The organism is Stenotrophomonas tumulicola, assembly GCF_014117215.1.
Taxonomy (GTDB): domain Bacteria; phylum Pseudomonadota; class Gammaproteobacteria; order Xanthomonadales; family Xanthomonadaceae; genus Stenotrophomonas; species Stenotrophomonas tumulicola.
The window spans coordinates 118,075-135,532 of the sequence record NZ_JACGXS010000007.1; the positions used below are offsets into that span (position 1 = coordinate 118,075).

The window sequence follows — 17,458 nt, forward strand, 5'->3', positions numbered from 1 at the left end:
CCTGTGCAGGCTGCTTGCCATGCCTGCACAGGCGCCTGACGCACTGGCTGCCTATACTCGGCGCGGCCATTTCCCGTAGTGACCCCGCCTGATGCCGCACGGCCTGCCGCGCAAGATCCGAATCGCCTTCATCCTGCAGGCCGTGCTGGCCAGCCTTGGAGTACTGCTGGGGGCATGGCTGGTGTCGCTGGTGATCAAGCACAGCCTGGTCAGCGTGGCATTGCGCGAGGAAGCGGCCTATTTCTGGACGCTGCATGATGCCTCGCCGACCCAGCCACCCCCCAATACCCGCAATATCCGCGGCTATCTGCTGGAAACAGGGCGCTCCAGCCTGAACCTGCCGGCCAACCTGCGGGAACTTGCACCGGGCTTCCACGAACTGCCCGGCGATGACCAGCTGGTGTGGGTGGATGCACAACCACAGGGACGGTTGTACCTGGTGTTCCTGCGTTCGCGTGCGGAGATGCTGGCGGTCTGGTTCGGCATCGTGCCGGTGCTGTTGACCCTGCTGGCTGTCTACGGTGCCACCTGGGTGACCTACCGCGCGTCCAATCGGCTGGTTTCGCCGGTGAACTGGCTGGCCCGGCGCGTGTCGCGCTGGGACCCGGTGCACCCCCAGGCCAGCGACCTGGATCCAGACAAGCTGCCCGCCGACATGCAGGGCGAGACGCGGCAATTGGCCGCGGCCCTGCATTCGCTGGCGAGCCGGGTGACCGAGAACGTGGCCCGCGAGCGCAACTTCACCCGTGATGCCAGCCATGAGCTGCGTACGCCGCTGACCGTCATCCGCGTGGCCAGCGACATGGCGCTGGCCGACGAAACCGCTTCACCACGCCAGCAGCGCAGCCTGCACCGCATCCAGCGCGCGGGCCGGGACATGGAGGCGGTGATCGATGCCTTCCTGATCCTGGCGCGCGAAGCCGACGTCGAGCCGCAGCTGGAAATGTTCGACGTCACCGAGATCGTGCGCTATGAAGTGGACACGGCAGCCGAGCTGCTGACCGACCGCCCCGTGCATGTCGAACTGCACGGCGTCGAGGGCGTGGAACTGCACGGGCCGCCGCGGGTCCTGCAGGTGGTGGTCAGCAACCTGGTGCGCAATGCATGCAACTACACCGATGAAGGCAGGGTGGACGTATACGTTGAACACGACCGCGTGCGTGTACGCGACACCGGCATCGGCATGTCCGCCCAGGCACTGGCACGGGCATTCGAGCCGTTCTACCGTGCCGAGCCGGAGCGTCCACAGGGCACCGGCCTGGGCCTGTCGATCGTCCGCCGCCTGTGCAAGCGCTTCGGCTGGACGGTGACCTTGACCAGCGAGCCCGGGCAAGGCACCGAAGCCACCGTCATCTTCCGGTAGATACCGTCTCGCCCTGATCCGTGCAAGGGCGGGTCGAGTGGGTGGACCCCGCACAGCCTCCCCGCCCGGCCTTCGACAGGCCATGCACCCCTCGACGTAGCGCCGGGCCATGCCCGGCGGAAGTTGGTGACGAACCCTCTCGTCACCCTCCTGTTGCGCGGCCGTCAGTCGCAGGAAACCTTCGGCGCCACCACCCGCGTCCAGATCGCGTATCCGGCTGCGGTCATATGCAGCATGTCCTGCTGGAACAGCTTCGGATCGGGCTGTCCATCCGCGCCAAGCATGGGCGTATGGACATCGACGTAGCCGGTGTTCGGCAGCTTCGCCAAGGCGTCCCGGACCATCGTGTTGGCTTCGTTGATTCCCGCAAGCAGATGCGCGCGCGACGGGCTGGGCTTGATCGACAGATATTCCACCGTGGTGTCCGGCAGGTCCTTGTGCACGCGCTGCACGAAGGCGAGCACGTCATCGCGCACCTGTACCGGCGTGCGTCCGCTGTTGAGATCGTTGTCGCCGGCATACAGGAACACCTTGCAGGGCGCATACGGGACCAGGATGCGGTCGGCGTAGTAGGTGCTGTCACGCACTTCCGATCCGCCGAAGCCGCGGTTGAAGACCGGCTTGCCGGGGAAATCCTGCGCCAGTGATTCCCACATGCGGATGGACGAACTGCCGATGAACTCGATGCCGCCACGCGGCGGCGGCTGGGCCTGGTCGTGGCTGGCGAAGGTTTCCATGTCGTCGGCCCAGGCGGTGTTGGATACCTGGGCGGGCACCAGGGGGGCAGGCGGGGCCAGGGCATGGGCGATGCCGATGGTGGACAGGCCCATGGCCATGGCGAGCAGGATGCGACGGTGGCGTGGTTTCATCGAGGACTCCAGCGGGTTGCAGCCTTGCATGATAGCGGCGGCGCGGGCCCTGTCAGCCACCGGTCGGGTGTGCTGGGCGGCCTTATGGCAAAATGGGTGCCTGCTGCCCATCCTGGCCTTTCATGACCGTCCGCTTCCTGTCCCGGTGGTTGCCTCGTCGCGACCCTGTCATCCGCGCCACCACCGGAAACCTGCCGCATGGCTGACCAGTTCGGGCATATGCCACGTGGGCCGCGCCGCATCCTGCAGGCTGCGCGCTGGTCTTGGCAGGGCCTGCGCGCGGCCTGGCTGCATGAATCATCGTTCCGCCTGGAGGCCTGGCTGCTGGTGGTGCTGGCACCGCTGGCCCTGTGGCTTGGCGACACACCGGTGGAGCGGGTGCTGCTGATCGCCCCGTTGTTGATGGTGCTGGCGATGGAACTGCTGAATTCCGCCATCGAGGCCGTGATCGAACGCTATGGCAGCGAGATCCACGAACTGGCCGGCCGGGCCAAGGACATGGGCTCGGCGGCGGTATTCGTGCTGATGATGAATGTCCTGCTGTGCTGGGGCCTGATTCTCGTCCCTCGATTGTTCTAGGCCCCGTTGCCGCGTCACCTTCCCCTGCCTTTGCGAAGACTTCCCCCATGTTTCTTGAACTTCTTTCCGATCCGAACGTCTGGTTGACCCTGCTTACGCTCAGTGCGCTGGAAATCGTGCTCGGCATCGACAACCTGGTGTTCATCTCCATCGCGGTCAGCAAGCTGCCCGAGGAGCGCCGCCCGTTCGCCCGCAAGCTGGGCATCGCCGTGGCCTGCATCACGCGGATCGCGCTGCTGGTGTCGCTGGCCTACCTGGCGCACATGCAGGCCAACCTGTTCAACGTGGCCGGCATGGGCATTTCCATCCGCGACCTGGTATTGATCGTTGGCGGCCTGTTCCTGCTCATCAAGGGCGGCATGGAGATCCGTGAGCTGATCACCGGCGGTGAGGATGAAGATCCGACCACGACCAAGGCCTCGGCGGTGTTCGGCATGGTGATCGCGCAGATCGCGGTCATCGACATCGTGTTCTCGCTGGATTCGGTGATCACGGCGGTCGGCATCGCCGAGCACATTCCGGTGATGGTGGCGGCGATCCTGCTGTCGGTGGCGGTAATGCTGCTGGCGGCCAATCCGCTGGGCCGTTTCATCGATGCCAACCCGACGGTGAAGATGCTGGCACTGGCCTTCATCCTGTTGATCGGCGTGGTGCTGGTCCTGGATGGACTGGACGTGCACGTGCCCAAGCCCTACATCTACGCCGCAATGGGTTTCTCGGTGCTGGTGGAATGGCTGAACCTGCTGATGCGCCGTCGTGCGCTGGCACATCACGTGCCGGGTGCCGGCAACTGGTGATGTTGCGGCGGGGGGCCACGCGTCTTCGGTAGCGCCGACCCATGGTCGGCGGCTTTGGGGGGATGGGGCCTGATGGTTTCCGCCGGGCATGGCTCGGCGCTGCCGCCTTTCTCCTTCTCATGCCGCAGCCACCCAGGGGTTTCACCCGTTCGATCACCCCTTCGCCCCATTCACCGCAAACATGGCATGCTCGGCTTCCCGAACCTCACCGGAGCCCGGCCATGCGCCTGCTGACCCGCCTGATTCCCCTGCTCCTGCTGGCTTCCCTGTTGTCCGGCTGCGGCTATAACGCCATCCAGCAGAAGGACGAGGCAGTCAAGGCCAGCTGGTCCGAAGTGCTGAACCAGTACAAGCGCCGTGCCGACCTGGTGCCGAACCTGGTCAATACCGTGCAGGGCTTCGCCAACCAGGAACGCCAGGTGCTGACCGAGGTCACCAATGCGCGCGCGCGCGTCGGCCAGGTGAACGTCAATGCCGACGACGAAGCGTCGCTGCGGCAGTTCCAGCAGGCCCAGGGCGAGCTGGGCAGCGCGCTGTCGCGGTTGCTGGTGGTGACCGAGAACTACCCGGTGCTGAAGTCCGACGCCAACTTCCGCGACCTGCAGGCGCAGCTGGAAGGGACGGAAAACCGCATCACCGTGGCCCGTGGCCGCTACATCCAGCAGGTCCAGGATTACAACACCTTCATCCGCTCCTTCCCGCAGGTGGTCACCGCGAAGATCTTCGGCTACCAGGCCAAACCGAACTTCACGGTGGAAAACGAAGCGCAGATATCCAATGCACCGGAAGTGAACTTCGGCAACGGCGCTCCCGCAGCTGCCCCCCAGCAGCCGCCGCAACCAGGCAACTGATCGATGCGCCTTGCCACCGTGCTGCTGGTGCTGTGGTGCTGGTTGCCGCTGGGCAACCTGCACGCGCAGGACCTCGCTGCGATCCCGAAGCTGGATTCGCCGGTGGTGGACACCACCGGCACCCTGGACGCGGCACGCACCCGGCTGCTGGTGCAGCAGGCGACCGAACTGCAGCAGCGCAAAGGCAGCCAGTTGCAGATACTGATCGTGCCGAGCACCCAGCCGGAAGATATCGCCCAGTACACCACGCGAGTGTTCGACCAGTGGCAGATCGGCCGCAAGGGCGTGGATGACGGCGTGCTGCTGGTGGTGGCCAAGGATGACCGGCGGGTGCGGATCGAACCCGGCTACGGACTGGAAGGCGCCATTCCCGATGCAGTCGCCAACCGGGTGATCCAGGAATACCTGGCGCCCTCGTTCCGCGCCGGCGACTATGCCGGTGGCATCACCGAAGCGAGCGCGGTACTGGTCAAGCTGATTGATGGCGAGCCATTGCCCGCCCCGGTCAGCGACCATCGCCAGAGACAGGGTGAAGGCGGCGGCGATGGCTGGATGGTGGCGGTGGTGATCGGCTTCTTCGTCGGTTCGTTGCTGCGCGCCGTGCTGGGACGCCTGCCGCGGCCGCTGCGTGGGGTGATCGCCGCTGGCGGTGCGGCCGTGGTCGCCTTCCTGTTCACTTCCCTGCTGCTGGCCAGTGGCGTGGCCGGTATCGTCGGCCTGCTGATGGCGGTCACCTCCGGCCATCCCGGTCGCTTCGCCGGTGGCGGTGGCTGGGGCGGTGGCGGCGGCGGCGGCGGAAGCTGGGGCGGTGGTGGCGGTTTTGGTGGCGGTTTTGGTGGCGGTGGCTGGGGAGGCGGTGGTGGCCGCTCCGGCGGCGGCGGCGCTTCGGGAGGCTGGTGATGATGCGACGCTGGTGGCGCCATGTGGTTTCTCCCTCCGTGCGGCGGACGTTCCCGACGGCGACCCTGCAGTCCATCACCGCAGCGATCGCCGCGGGCGAACAACGGCATGGCGGCCAGGTGATGTTTGCCGTTGAAGCGGACCTGCCACTGACGGCGTTGTGGAGCGGGGTGACGCCACGGCAGGCCGCTGAGCGTGCTTTCGCGCAGCTGCGCACCTGGGACACTGAAAACAACAACGGCGTGCTGGTCTACCTGCTTCTGGCCGACCATGCGATCGAGATCGTCGCTGATCGTGGCCTGCGGCCGCACGTGCCGGCATCACAGTGGCAGGCCATCTGCGCGCACCTGCGCGAAGGATTGCTGCAGGGCGGAGATCCGGCGTCCGCCCTGGTGGCGGCGATCAACGAGGTTTCGGACGTGCTGGCCGGGCACTTTCCTCCTTCCACACGGTCCGACGATGACGCCCTGCCCAACGCGCCGCAGATCCTTGGTTGAGCCGCGGGCGCGCTGGGCGGAAAATACATTGATTCCCGCAAGGCACCGCCCATGATCTATTTCCACGACATCGACCCCATCGCCATCTCGCTGGGGCCGATCCAGGTGCACTGGTACGGCATCATGTACCTGCTCGGCTTTGCTTCGGCGTGGTGGCTGGGCAAACGGCGCATCGCTGCCGGGCGCCTGCCTGGAGTGAACGCCGATGGTTTCTCCGACCTGCTGTTCTACGCGATGCTGGGCGTGGTGGTGGGCGGCCGTGTCGGCTACATGCTGTTCTATGCGCTGGGCGATTTCCTGTCCAATCCCCTGTTGCTGTTCAAGGTGTGGGATGGCGGCATGAGCTTCCATGGCGGGCTGCTGGGCGTGCTCGGCGCCAGCTGGTGGTGGTCGCGCCGGCACCGGCTGCACTTCTTCGACACCATGGATTTCGTTGCGCCGCTGGTCCCGTTGGGGCTGGGCTTCGGCCGCATCGGCAACTTCATCGGCGATGAACTGTGGGGCAAGTTCACCGACGGCAGTTGGGGCGTGGTATTCCCGTCGGGGTTGCCTGCTTCCCTGGCGCAGCTGGATACCGCCACGCTGAAGGCGCAGTTCGCCAGCGGCGCACTGAACTCCTACGCGCGCCATCCATCACAGCTGTATGAAGCATTGCTGGAAGGCCTGGTGATGTTCGTGGTGCTGTGGGTGGTGTCGGCCAAGCCGCGCAACCGGTACCTCGTGTCGGGCCTGTTCGCGCTGATGTACGGCCTGTTCCGCTTTGCAGTGGAGTTCGTGCGCATGCCCGACAACGGTATCTACGTGGCCTTCGACTGGCTGACCCGTGGCCAGATCCTCAGCCTGCCGCTGGTGGCGCTGGGCCTGGTGCTGCTGTGGATGTCCCACCGCTCACCGGTGCTGCAGCCGCAGCCGGCAGCCGCCGGGGCGAAGCCATGAAGCCTTACCTGGACCTGCTGGCGCATGTGCTGGAGCACGGCGCGGAGAAGAGCGACCGTACCGGCACCGGCACCCGCAGCGTGTTTGGCTGGCAGATGCGCTTCAACCTCGACGACGGCTTTCCGCTGGTCACCACCAAGAAGCTGCACCTGCGCTCGATCATCCATGAGCTGTTGTGGTTCCTGAAGGGCGACACCAATATCGGCTACCTGAAGGACAACCAGGTACGGATATGGGACGAGTGGGCCGACGAAAACGGCGACCTCGGCCCGGTGTATGGCAAGCAATGGCGTAGCTGGGCCGCCGCCGACGGCCGGCAGATCGACCAGATGCAATGGCTGGTGGAAGAGATCAAGCGCAACCCGGATTCGCGACGGTTGGTGGTCAGTGCCTGGAACGTCGGTGAGCTTTCGCAGATGGCACTGATGCCCTGCCACAACCTGTTCCAGTTCTACGTGGTGGACGGCAAGCTGAGCTGCCAGCTGTACCAGCGCAGCGGCGACATCTTCCTCGGCGTGCCATTCAACATCGCCAGCTATGCGCTGTTGACCCACATGGTGGCGCGGGCCACCGGGCTGGGGGTAGGCGATTTCGTGCATACCCTGGGCGATGCCCACCTGTATTCGAACCATTACGAACAGGCGCGCGAGCAGTTGTCGCGCGCGCCGCGCGCATTGCCGACCCTGTGGTTGAACCCGGAGGTCAACGACCTGTTTGGTTTCAGCTTCGACGATATCCGTATCGAGGGCTACGACCCGCACCCGGCGATCAAGGCACCGGTGGCGGTGTGAGTGCAGTGAAGCTTTCCCTGATCGCTGCGCTGGACCGTAACCGTGGCATTGGCCACGGCAACCAGTTGCCATGGCACCTCCCGGATGACCTGAAGCACTTCAAGGCGCTGACGGTCGGCAAGCCGGTGCTGATGGGGCGCAGGACCGCCGAGTCGCTTGGACGCGCGTTGCCCGGCCGGACCAACCTGGTGCTTACCCGCAGCGGCCAGGTGCCGTTCGCGGGCATGCAGGCGGTAGCTGCGCTGGGTGAGGCGCAGGCGATCGCGGCGGGCGAGGGTGCCGCCGAACTATGCGTGATCGGCGGCGGGGAGATCTACCGGCTGCTGATCGGGCAGGCGACCGATCTGTACCTGACCTGGGTGGAGACCGAGGTGCCGGCCGATACCCATTTCCCGGAGGTGGATGACACCGTGTGGGAAGCGCTGGACAGCCAGCTGCACGCTGCCGATGAGCGGCATCCGTTTGCATTCCGGTTCGTGCATTACATCCGCAGGTAGCTGCGCTTCATGCCATGGCGCCGGGCCATGCCCGGCGGTGCCCCATCATCCTGTGCACGCGCCGGACAAGGCGCGGTGCCTGTCCAGTCACGCGGGTGCCGGTGCTGCGGGCGGAGTGCCCGGCGCTCCGCCGCCGTTGCCGCCGCCGTTGCCACGGCCGCGGCCACGACGTCGGCGTGGGCCACGCGTGCGCGGTTCAGCGTTGGCGGCAGGCGCCTGCGGTGGGTCCTGGCGCTCCTGCGGTGGCCGTCGCGTGGGCGGCCGCGCACCGGCAACAGGCGCCGGTACGTCGCGCCCAGGCACCTGCACCACGCGCAGCTCTTCGGTATCCAGCTGCAGGGCGGTCAGCTTGCCGCCCCACACCGCACCGGTGTCGATGGCGTGCACGCCCTGGGTGATGGTCAGGCCGAGCGCGGACCAATGGCCACACACCACTTTCAGGTCGCGCTCCACGCGCCCGGGGACTTCGAACCAGGGGTACAGGCCTTGTTCCTGCGTCCCCGGCGTGCCTTTGTCTTCGATGCCGATGCGACCACGCGGCGTGCAGTAACGCATGCGGGTGAAGAAGTTGATGATGGCGCGCGAGCGATCGTAGCCGGCAAGGTTGGGCGCCCAGATCGGCTTGTCGCCGTACATGTTGCGCAGCAGCTTGCGGTAGCCGTTGCCATGCAACTGCTGCTCGACCTCGCGCGCATGCTTCTCGGCCAGTTGCGTGGTCCACTTCGGCGCCAGGCCGGCATGCACCATCATCCAGCCCAGCTCGCGGTCGGTGTGCACCAGTTTCTGCAGGCGCAGCCACTCCAGCAGCACGTCGCGGTCTTCTGCGGTCACTACCCGCAGCAGGTCCGGGTTGACCTTGCGTTGCTCTTCTTCCGACCGCGCACCGACCGCCAGCAACGACAGGTCGTGGTTGCCGAGCACGACCACGCTGTTGGCGCGCAATGAATGCACCAGGCGCAGTGTTTCCAGCGATTGCCCGCCGCGATTCACCAGGTCGCCGGCAAACCACAGCGTGTCCTGCGCCGGATCGAAGCGGATCTTCTCCAGCAGTCGCTGGGTCACGTCATAGCAACCCTGCAGGTCGCCGATAGCCCACACACTCATGGCTGGCCTCCGTGTCAGTGCAGGGTTCGTGGAATGGTCAGCACGAAGGGCGCGATGGAAGCAGCGAACTCGGTACCGTCATCCGCCACCATGTCGTAGTGCCCCTGCATCGTGCCGTGCTCGGTCCCCAGCATGACACCGGACGTGTAACGGAAATCTTCACCGGGACGCAGCCGCGGCTGTTCGCCGATCACCCCGTCGCCATCGACGTGCTCCACGCGGCCATTGGCATCGGTGATGCGCCAATGGCGCGCGACCAGGCGTGCAGCGACCTGGCCACGGTTGTGGATGCGGATGGTATAGGCAAAGGCGAATCGACCGTCTTCGGGAGCGGACTGGTCATCGAGGAAGCGCGGAGCGACTTCCACGTCCATGGCGTACTGTTCGGCGTCGGGCATCGGGGAAGTGTAATCAGCTTGCATTGGCCAGGGCGACGAACTGCGCCACCTCCAACTGCTCGGCACGTGCATCCGGACGCACGCCGGCAGCGATGAACTGTTCGGCGCTCACCACGTTGTTCAATGCATTGCGCAGCGTCTTGCGGCGCTGCCCGAAGGCCGCCTTGACCACTTCGGCGAAGCGATTGCGGTCATTGATGCCGATAGTGGAGGGGTCGCGCGGTACCAGCCGCACCACGGCCGAATCGACCTTCGGTGGCGGGCGGAAGGCCCCGGGTGGCACCACGAACAGCGAGGTCACCTCGCAGTAGGCCTGCAGCATCACGCTGAGGCGACCAAACACCTTGCTGCCGGGGCCGGCGGCCATGCGGTCGACCACTTCCTTCTGCAGCATGAAATGCATGTCGCGGACCACGCCGGCATGCTCCAGCGCATGGAACAGGATCGGCGAGGAGATGTTGTAGGGCAGGTTGCCGACCAGGCGGATCTGTCCTCCATCGGCGAGCGCGGTGAAATCAACCCGCAGTACGTCGCTCTGGATGATGGCCAGTTCGCCCAGTGGTGCGGCGGCAGCGGTCAGCGGGGCAATCAGGTCACGGTCGAACTCGATCACGGTCAGGCGCGGATGCTGGCGCAGCAACGGCAGGGTGATCGCACCCTGGCCGGGGCCGATTTCCACCAGGCGGTCGCCATCCTTCGGATTGACCGCCCGGACGATGCTGTCGATGTAATGGCGGTCGGCCAGGAAGTGCTGGCCCAACTGCTTCTTGGCCGGGGCGGTGAACGCCGGGCCAGCGGGGGAATGCGGATTCATGCGCTAAGTCTACGTTGCCGGGCCAGCTGCGCACACAGGCGGGTGGCGGCACGCAGGCTGGAAGGATCGGCGCTGCCTCGGCCAGCGAGCTCCAGGGCGGTGCCGTGGTCGACCGCCACGCGCGGATATGGCAGGCCCAGGGTGAGGTTCACGGCCTGCTCGAAGCCGGAATATTTCAGGACCGGCAGTCCCTGGTCGTGGTACATCGCCAGCACGCTGTCGAAGGTTGCCAGCTTGGCCGGCAGGAAGGCGGTATCGGCCGGCAGCGGCCCGACCAGGGCCATGCCTTCGGCGCGCAGGCGCTCCAGCAGCGGTATGACCAGGTCCAGTTCTTCGCGGCCAAGATGGCCGTCCTCGCCCGCGTGGGGGTTCAGTCCCAGCACCGCGATGCGTGGCTGCGCGATGCCGAACTCGCGCAGCAGCGCGGCATGCAGCGTGCGCAGCACGTGCTCCAGCCCTTCGCTGGTGATCGCATCGGCCACATCGCGCAAGGGAAGGTGGGTGGTGGCCAGGGCGACGCGGACGATGTCGTTGGCCAGCATCATCACCACCTTCACCCCGGCCTGTCCGGCAAGCAGCTCGGTGGTGCCGCTGTAGGCGATGCCGCCCTGGTTGATGATCGCCTTGTGTACCGGGCCGGTGACGATACCGTCCAGTTCGCCATCCAGGCAGGCCTGGCCGCCGGCCAGCAAGGCGTCGATCACGGCCGCTGCATTGCGTGGATCGGCGGTACCGAAGCGGCTGGGGGTGGCATTGGGCATGGCGCGCAGGCGCAGGTCGCCGGGCACGCGCGCCTGCGCGTGTTCGGGCAGCAACTGCAGGGGCAGTGCAAGCGCGGCGGCGGCCGCGCGCAGGGTATCCGGGTCGGCGAAGGCCAGCAGCCGGCAATCAGTGCGCGGCTGCTGGATCAAGCGGATGCACAGCTCCGGGCCGATCCCGGCGGGCTCGCCCGGTACCAGAGCGAGCTGGGGTTGCATGGCTCAGGACTGCGGCGGGGTGGCGGTATTCTCCGCCCGGTCGCCGCTGCGGAAGCTGACATAGGCTTCGCCGCGCAGTTCGGACAGGAACCGGTTGTACTCTTCTTCTAGTTTGCGGCGGCCGATGGTCTCGCGTACCTGTGCACGCTGGTTGTCCACGCCGACGTCGGTCTGGCGGGTGGCTACGCGCTGCACGATGTGCCAACCGGCATCGGTGCGGAATGGCTGGCTGATGCCACCGTCGTCCACGCCCTCGACCTCGCGGCCGAAGTCCGGACCGAACGCATCGGCGGGGAACCAGCCCAGGTCACCGCCCTGGCCGCGGCTGTTGTTGTCCTCCGAGGATTCCTTGGCCACGGCCTGGAAGTCGGCGCCACCGGCAATGCGGGCGCGCAGGGTATCGATCCTGGCCTTGGCAGCGGCATCATCCTGCTGGTCGGTGATGCGTACCAGGATATGGCGGCCGTGGTATTCGGTAACGGTCTGGCCGGTGGCGCCGGCGGCGCCCGAATCGCGTACTTCCACCAGCTTCAGCAGCTGGAAGCCGCTCGGGCCACGCAGCGGACCGACCACGTCGCCGGCCTTCATGTCCTGCATCACCTGCAGGAAGGCCTGCGGGATTTCGTCCATGCTGCGCCAGCCGAGGTCGCCGCCTTCCAGCGCGTTGGGGCTGTCGGAATACCGCACCGCGGCCGCGTTGAAGTCCAGTTCGCCCTTGTCCAGCAGCGCCTTCACGCCGTCGGCCTTCTGTTGGCCGGTCGCGATCTGGTTGGCGTCGGCACCGTCCGGGGTGGCGATCAGGATGTGCGCGAGGTGGTATTGGGTACCGGCGGTGGCTTCCTGCTTGATCGCGGCATCCACTTCGCCTTCGCTGACACTGATGCGGCTCTGCGCAAAGCTCTGGCGCAGTCGCTGGACCACGATCTCATCACGCACCGAACGACGGAATTCATCGAAGTCGATACCGTCCTGGGCCAGGCGCGAGCGCAGCTGGTCCACGCCGGCACCGTTCTGCTGGGCGATCGACTCGATGGCCTGGTTCAGTTCCTGGTCGGAAACGCGGATGCCACTGCCTTCGGCACGGGTCACCTGCAGCTTCACCAGTACCAGGCGTTCCAGCACCTGCCGGCTCAGTACGTCATCCGGCGGCAGCTGGTTTTCGCGGCCTGCATACTGGGCCTTGATGTTGGCCAGCGCGCGGTCCAGTTCGCTCTGCAGGATGACGTCTTCGTCGACGACGGCGGCGATGCGGTCCAGTGGCTGGGTCTGCTGGGCCAGTACCTGGAGCGGCACGGACGCAGTGGACACCGCCAGCAGGGAGGCGAGAAGGACGGGAAGGGTCTTGGTCATGGGATCAGGTTCGGATCGTAGTCGTCGCGGGTCGCGCCGGTGTTGCTGGGGGGCACCAGATAGAGGTCGTCGCGGTTGTAGCCGAGGATAGCACGGCGCAGGGTGCGGTCCGTGTTCTGGCCAAGGGAGCTCAGGCCCTTGAGGACGAACTCGAGCTGGAAGGAGGTATTGAGCTCGCCTTCGCGGTTGCGCACATAGCGGCGGGCCAGCGCACGTACGGCGAGGCAGCAGCTGTCCCACTGCACGCCACCGATGATTTCCAGTGGCTTGCTGTCTTCGAGGGAGTAATAGTAGCGACCGACCACGCTCCAGCGCGGGTTGATCGGGTACAGGAAGGACAGGTCGGCCTGTTTCAGCAGGTTGCTGCCATCGGGGTTGATGCGGTGGCGGTAGCTGATGTTGACGATGCCGTCGTTGGACATCAGGTAGCGCGCACGCACGCTGGCCAGGTCTTCACGCTTGTACTTGGGATCCCACTGGTAGGTGGCGCCCAGGTTCCAGCGGTCGTTGATCATGTAGTTGGCATCGGCGATCCACGCCGACTTGCCCTGCTCGACCGGGGTGGCGTTGTTGGGCATCGTCACCCGCGAATCTTCGAAGTACAGGATCTGGCCGATGCTGCCGGAGAACCGCTCGCGACCGGTTTCCTGGTCGATGAAACGGGTGCTCAGCGCCATGGTCAGCTGGTTGGCGTCGTTCTGGCGGTCTGCGCCGGTATAGCGTGAATCGCGGAACAGCTGGCCCCAGCTGAAGGTGAAGTCGCGGGTGTCGAAGATCGGCAGCTCGCTCTGGTCGCGGTAGGGCGTGCGCAGGTAGAACAGGCGCGGTTCCAGCGTGTGCAGGTAGGGCTTGCCGCCGATGGTGGTTTCGCGGTCGAAGAACAGCCCGGCGTCCAGGCTGGCGATCGGCACGCTGCGGTTGGGCGAGGTGTTGCCGCGCAGCTGGTCGGGCGTGGCGGTGGCCGGATCGATGCCGGCCGCGCGCAGGTTGTTGGCGCGGATGCTGTCGGCCAGCCCCTGTTCCAGGTCGTAGCCGGTATAGCGCCAGGCCAGGGTGGGGGTGACATACCAGGCCGCGCCACTGAATGGCATGGTGACGTAGGGCTTGATGTCCAGGCGCGAGCCGCCGAGCACTTCGCGCTCGCTGCCGTCACGGACGTATTCGCCATCGCTGTCGATGGTCTTGCCGTGCACGTCATCGTGGGTGAAGTGGACGGCTTCGGCATAGACGCCTACTTCCAGCCACGGCAGCACCGGCTTGTCCCAGGTACCGAACAGGCGGGGCTGCCGGTTGTAGGGAAGCGAGCTTTCGGTCAGCGTGTAATCGGTCAGCTGCCAGTAGTCGGCCATCAGGCCAGCGGTCCAGTTCTCACCGGTGCCGTAGAGGCCGACCTGGCTCTGCAGGTTCGAGGCGGTCACGCCAAGCAGCCTGTTGGAGAAATCCTCGACGTAACGCTCGTCACTCACCCAGGCCAGGTTGGCGCGCGCCTGCCAGTTCGGGTTGAAGTTGTGGTAGCCGGAAAATTCGACCCGGCCACGGTCCTTCTCGCGCAGTTCATCGTCCGGCAGGTAAGCGGTGCGCAGTTCGCCGCGCCCACCGTCGTAGAGATAGCGGAACTCATTGTCGAGCATGAAACCGCGCTTGCTCATGTAGCGCGGGGTCAGCGTGTCATCGTAGTTCGGCGCCAGGTTGAAATAGATCGGCTGGGCATAATCGAAACCATTGCGCCCGGACAGGCCCAGCTCCGGATACAGCAGGCCGGTCTGGCGGCGGTCGTCGATGGGGAACTTGAAGTAGGGCGACCACAGCACCGGCACCTTGCCGATGCGCAGCACGGCGTTGCGTGCAGTGCCGAAGCCCTCGTCGTTATCCACTTCGATCTGCGGCGCCGACAGCTTCCATACCGGCTGCGACGGATCGCAGGTGGTGTAGGTGGAGCGGTGCATCTGTCCGACCGCCCCCTGCAGGTCGACCGATTCGGCACCGCCGTTGCCGCGCCGCGACACCAGCTGGTACTGGATGTCGGAGATCTTGTGGGTATCGGCTTCCTGGTTGCCTTCGGCCCGCTTGGCCAGCATGCGGATGGACGAGTCCTGGTAGCGCACGTTGCCTTCGGCGACATAGTTGCCGGTTTCGGTGTCGAAGCTCAGGTGATCGGTGCCCAGGAACTGGTCGCCGCGCTTCAATGCCACGTTGCCCTCGTACTGCGGCACGGTGGAGGTGCCGGACAGCTGGTCGCCCTCGATATCGGTGGGCAGTTCGGTACGGGTTTCAGCGGCAGCCTTGTCGGCTGGCGGGGCATCACTGAAAGCGGGCAGCACGTCGCTGACCGGGCAAAGCCCCCAGTTCGGTGGCTTGTCGTCGGCCAATGCCGGAAGGCACAGGGCGATACCCAGAGGGAGAGGCAGCAGGCGGAAGGCTTTGCGCACGCGTGATGACATTCAGGCGAAAACGGTCCGTAGCTTGCCCCATCCCTTGCATAGGGGCAATGAAGGTCGCTCAGTCATGGCGGTTCGGGTTCATCGGGGCGCGTCCGCCTGGGCATCCAGCAGGGCCCCCACATGGGCCACGCTGCAGTCTGCAATCGCCTGCAGGTCATAGCCGCCTTCCAGCATCGACACCACGCGGCCGGCAGCATGGCGCCGGGCCAATGCCAGCAGTTCGGTGGTGATCCAGGCGAAATCCTCGGTCTCAAGCATCAGGTCGGCCTGCGGATCGCGCAGGTGCGCGTCGAAACCGGCAGACACCAGCAGCAGTTGCGGGCGGAAATCATCGATGGCCGGCAGCATCTCTTCCACCCACACATTGCGGAAGCGCAGGCTGCCGCTGCCGGGTGGCAACAGGATGTTGAGCAGGTTGCCGGCGCCGCGGTCGCGGCGCAGCCCGGAATGCGGGAACAGCCCGGCCTGGTGGGTGCTGTAGTAGGCAACCCGTGGGTCGTGCTGGAAGATGTCCTGGGTGCCATTGCCATGATGGACGTCGAAATCGACCACGGCGATCCGCTCCAGCCCATAGCGGTCGCGGGCATAGGCGGCGGCCACGGCGATGTTGTTGAGCAGGCAGAAGCCCATGGCGGCACTGGCGGTGGCATGGTGGCCCGGCGGACGTACCGCACAGAACGCCAGCGGGTCGTCGCCCAGCATCACCGCGTCCACGGCGGCTACGCCTGCCCCGGCGGCGTGCAGCGCCGCAGTGGCAGAGCCGGGCGAGGTGCGGGTGTCCAGGTCGATCTGGCGCAGCGCGGTGGTCTGCGCCTGCAGCACCAGGTCGATCAGGCCATCTTCATGCACGCGCGCCAGTTCACCGCGCTTGGCAGGCGGGGCCTGGCGCCAGTCCAGCCGGTCGGGGAACGCATCGCGCAGAGCGTCGAGGACGGCCAGCAGGCGCTGGGGAGATTCGGGATGGTCCGGGCCGGGGTCATGCTGCAGGCAGGAAGGATGGGTGAAAACCAGCATGGGCGAAGGAGGTCCGGAGTGATCAGTCGTGGCGTCGCGAATGCTGCCAGAGTACTTCGCCCTGGCCATCGGCGCGGGCCAGTACCCGGGCCAGTACGAACAGCAGGTCCGACAGCCGGTTGAGATACTGCAGCGCCTGCGGCCTCACTGCGTCCACCCGCGACAGGGCCACTGCCTCGCGTTCGGCGCGGCGCACGATGGTGCGCGCCAGGTGGCAGCGGGCGGCGGCTTCGCCGCCTGCTGGCAGGATGAACTCCTTCAGTACCGGCAGGTCGGCGTTGAAGTGGTCCAGCTGGCGTTCCAGCGTAGCCACGTCGCCATCGGAAATGGCGGCGTGGCCGGGGATGCACAGCTCGCCGCCAAGGTCGAACAGCTGGTGCTGCAGGGTGGTCAGCAGTGCCTGGACATCGGCCGGCAGCGGCACCGCGAGCAACACGCCCAGCGCCGAATTGGCCTCGTCGACCGTGCCGAAGGCGGCAACGCGCGCGTCGTCCTTGCCTACCCGGCTGCCATCGCCCAGCCCGGTGCTGCCGTCGTCGCCGGTGCGGGTATAGATGCGGGTAAGGCGATTGCCCATCGCGCCGCCTCAGCGCCGGATGTCGCGCTGGACCTGGCGCAGTTTGCCGACCTGTTCCCGCGCCACCTGCAGGGCCGCGGCCAGGCCTGCGTACAGGGCTGCCGTACCCAGGTAGGGGCCGAACCAGTCGGCATAGTTCTGCAGCCAGCCGCCAACTGTCGGGCTGGCGACATTGCGGGTGGTCCAGTAGAAGCCGCCCTGGGCGAACAGGTGGCACACCGCCACCGAAGCGAGCAGCAGCAACGCCGCCTTGCCCAGCGTGGACCAGTGCGCGCCCTGGTAGCCGTGGCCGAGCAGCATGCCGCCGGCCCACATCGCAAAGTATGCAGGCAGCAGCATCCAGTACCCCGGCGACACGCAATAGTGCTGCCAGAAATCCAGCCCGGCGCGGTGGATCACCACCCAGTCGACCAGCACGGCCAGGGCCATCAGCAACGGGAACGCCCAGCGCGTCCAGGCGCGAAGGTAGAAGCCGCCGATGAAGAACACTGCCCACGAGGCATCGGGGATGGCGGCGAAATGGTTCAGGCGCGTGGCCGCCATCAGCAGCACGAGGCAGGTCAGCGCGGTGGCACGTTGCGTGGTAGTGATGGGGGACATGGGGCGCGCACAGGGGAAGGCGGTGCCCATTCTAGACCGCCCGGACATGCTGGCGCAGGCCCCCGGCCCCGGACAGCGACGACCAGCGAGCGCGTATCATGGG

Annotated in this window: 19 protein-coding genes; 9 read left to right on the forward strand and 10 right to left on the reverse strand. The window is 66.4% G+C overall.

Annotated elements, in window-relative coordinates; genetic code table 11:
* Nucleotides 1-91: 91 nt before the first annotated feature.
* The gene (locus H4O11_RS13805) at nucleotides 92-1,363 is read left to right on the forward strand and encodes a sensor histidine kinase (RefSeq protein WP_182340004.1); all 1,272 of its coding nucleotides are present in this window, start codon (nucleotides 92-94) and stop codon (nucleotides 1,361-1,363) included.
* A gap of 164 nt (nucleotides 1,364-1,527) precedes the next feature.
* Here H4O11_RS13805 and H4O11_RS13810 read toward each other — a convergent pair whose 3' ends face one another.
* Nucleotides 1,528-2,232 carry an SGNH/GDSL hydrolase family protein gene (locus tag H4O11_RS13810; protein ID WP_182340005.1) on the reverse strand — a complete coding sequence of 235 codons (705 nt, stop codon included), beginning with the start codon at nucleotides 2,230-2,232 and terminating at the stop codon, nucleotides 1,528-1,530.
* A gap of 198 nt (nucleotides 2,233-2,430) precedes the next feature.
* Between H4O11_RS13810 and H4O11_RS13815 the strand changes: the two genes are divergently transcribed.
* From H4O11_RS13815 to H4O11_RS13850, 8 genes are all read left to right on the forward strand, one after another.
* Nucleotides 2,431-2,811 (forward strand): diacylglycerol kinase, encoded by a 381-nt coding sequence (locus H4O11_RS13815; protein WP_182340006.1) that lies wholly within the window; start codon nucleotides 2,431-2,433, stop codon nucleotides 2,809-2,811.
* A 47-nt stretch (nucleotides 2,812-2,858) separates the two neighbouring features.
* Complete coding sequence (locus H4O11_RS13820) at nucleotides 2,859-3,608, forward strand: TerC family protein (RefSeq protein ID WP_182340007.1); 750 nt, start codon at nucleotides 2,859-2,861, stop codon at nucleotides 3,606-3,608.
* A 221-nt stretch (nucleotides 3,609-3,829) separates the two neighbouring features.
* On the forward strand, nucleotides 3,830-4,459 hold the full coding sequence (locus tag H4O11_RS13825; protein ID WP_182340008.1) for a LemA family protein: 630 nt from the start codon (nucleotides 3,830-3,832) through the stop codon (nucleotides 4,457-4,459).
* A 3-nt stretch (nucleotides 4,460-4,462) separates the two neighbouring features.
* A complete protein-coding gene (locus H4O11_RS13830) occupies nucleotides 4,463-5,359 on the forward strand; it encodes a TPM domain-containing protein (RefSeq protein ID WP_182340009.1) in 897 nt (298 codons plus the stop codon).
* A complete protein-coding gene (locus H4O11_RS13835; protein ID WP_182340010.1) occupies nucleotides 5,359-5,856 on the forward strand; it encodes a TPM domain-containing protein in 498 nt (165 codons plus the stop codon). Before H4O11_RS13830 ends, H4O11_RS13835 begins: the two co-directional genes overlap by 1 nt.
* Before the next feature lie 51 nt (nucleotides 5,857-5,907).
* Complete coding sequence (gene lgt / locus H4O11_RS13840; protein ID WP_182340011.1) at nucleotides 5,908-6,792, forward strand: prolipoprotein diacylglyceryl transferase; 885 nt, start codon at nucleotides 5,908-5,910, stop codon at nucleotides 6,790-6,792.
* Nucleotides 6,789-7,583: a thymidylate synthase gene (locus H4O11_RS13845; protein ID WP_182340012.1), complete on the forward strand. Its 795-nt coding sequence runs from the start codon at nucleotides 6,789-6,791 to the stop codon at nucleotides 7,581-7,583. Before lgt ends, H4O11_RS13845 begins: the two co-directional genes overlap by 4 nt.
* 5 nt (nucleotides 7,584-7,588) lie before the next feature.
* On the forward strand, nucleotides 7,589-8,080 hold the full coding sequence (locus H4O11_RS13850; protein ID WP_182340013.1) for a dihydrofolate reductase: 492 nt from the start codon (nucleotides 7,589-7,591) through the stop codon (nucleotides 8,078-8,080).
* 87 nt (nucleotides 8,081-8,167) lie between these two features.
* Here the strand turns inward: H4O11_RS13850 and H4O11_RS13855 are convergent, their stop codons facing one another.
* The 9 genes from H4O11_RS13855 to H4O11_RS13895 all read right to left on the reverse strand — a co-directional run bounded on the left by H4O11_RS13855 (nucleotide 8,168) and on the right by H4O11_RS13895 (nucleotide 17,355).
* The gene (locus H4O11_RS13855) at nucleotides 8,168-9,184 is read right to left on the reverse strand and encodes a symmetrical bis(5'-nucleosyl)-tetraphosphatase (protein WP_182340014.1); all 1,017 of its coding nucleotides are present in this window, start codon (nucleotides 9,182-9,184) and stop codon (nucleotides 8,168-8,170) included.
* A gap of 14 nt (nucleotides 9,185-9,198) precedes the next feature.
* Nucleotides 9,199-9,582 (reverse strand): Co2+/Mg2+ efflux protein ApaG, encoded by a 384-nt coding sequence (gene apaG / locus H4O11_RS13860; RefSeq protein WP_182340015.1) that lies wholly within the window; start codon nucleotides 9,580-9,582, stop codon nucleotides 9,199-9,201.
* A 13-nt stretch (nucleotides 9,583-9,595) separates the two neighbouring features.
* Nucleotides 9,596-10,396 carry a 16S rRNA (adenine(1518)-N(6)/adenine(1519)-N(6))-dimethyltransferase RsmA gene (gene rsmA, locus H4O11_RS13865; RefSeq protein WP_182340016.1) on the reverse strand — a complete coding sequence of 267 codons (801 nt, stop codon included), beginning with the start codon at nucleotides 10,394-10,396 and terminating at the stop codon, nucleotides 9,596-9,598.
* Nucleotides 10,393-11,373: a 4-hydroxythreonine-4-phosphate dehydrogenase PdxA gene (pdxA, locus tag H4O11_RS13870; RefSeq protein WP_182340017.1), complete on the reverse strand. Its 981-nt coding sequence runs from the start codon at nucleotides 11,371-11,373 to the stop codon at nucleotides 10,393-10,395. The genes rsmA and pdxA overlap by 4 nt, the downstream gene beginning before the upstream one ends.
* Before the next feature lie 3 nt (nucleotides 11,374-11,376).
* Nucleotides 11,377-12,723 carry a peptidylprolyl isomerase gene (locus H4O11_RS13875; RefSeq protein ID WP_182340018.1) on the reverse strand — a complete coding sequence of 449 codons (1,347 nt, stop codon included), beginning with the start codon at nucleotides 12,721-12,723 and terminating at the stop codon, nucleotides 11,377-11,379.
* Entirely contained in the window at nucleotides 12,720-15,152 is a 2,433-nt protein-coding gene (gene lptD / locus H4O11_RS13880; RefSeq protein WP_182340019.1) for an LPS-assembly protein LptD, read from the reverse strand. The genes H4O11_RS13875 and lptD overlap by 4 nt, the downstream gene beginning before the upstream one ends.
* A 90-nt stretch (nucleotides 15,153-15,242) precedes the next feature.
* Nucleotides 15,243-16,178 carry a histone deacetylase family protein gene (locus H4O11_RS13885; RefSeq protein WP_182340020.1) on the reverse strand — a complete coding sequence of 312 codons (936 nt, stop codon included), beginning with the start codon at nucleotides 16,176-16,178 and terminating at the stop codon, nucleotides 15,243-15,245.
* 22 nt (nucleotides 16,179-16,200) lie between these two features.
* Nucleotides 16,201-16,755, reverse strand: coding sequence for a cob(I)yrinic acid a,c-diamide adenosyltransferase (locus H4O11_RS13890; RefSeq protein WP_182340021.1), 555 nt, complete (start codon nucleotides 16,753-16,755; stop codon nucleotides 16,201-16,203).
* A gap of 9 nt (nucleotides 16,756-16,764) precedes the next feature.
* Nucleotides 16,765-17,355: a hypothetical protein gene (locus H4O11_RS13895; RefSeq protein WP_182340022.1), complete on the reverse strand. Its 591-nt coding sequence runs from the start codon at nucleotides 17,353-17,355 to the stop codon at nucleotides 16,765-16,767.
* Between the last annotated feature and the right edge of the window lie 103 nt (nucleotides 17,356-17,458).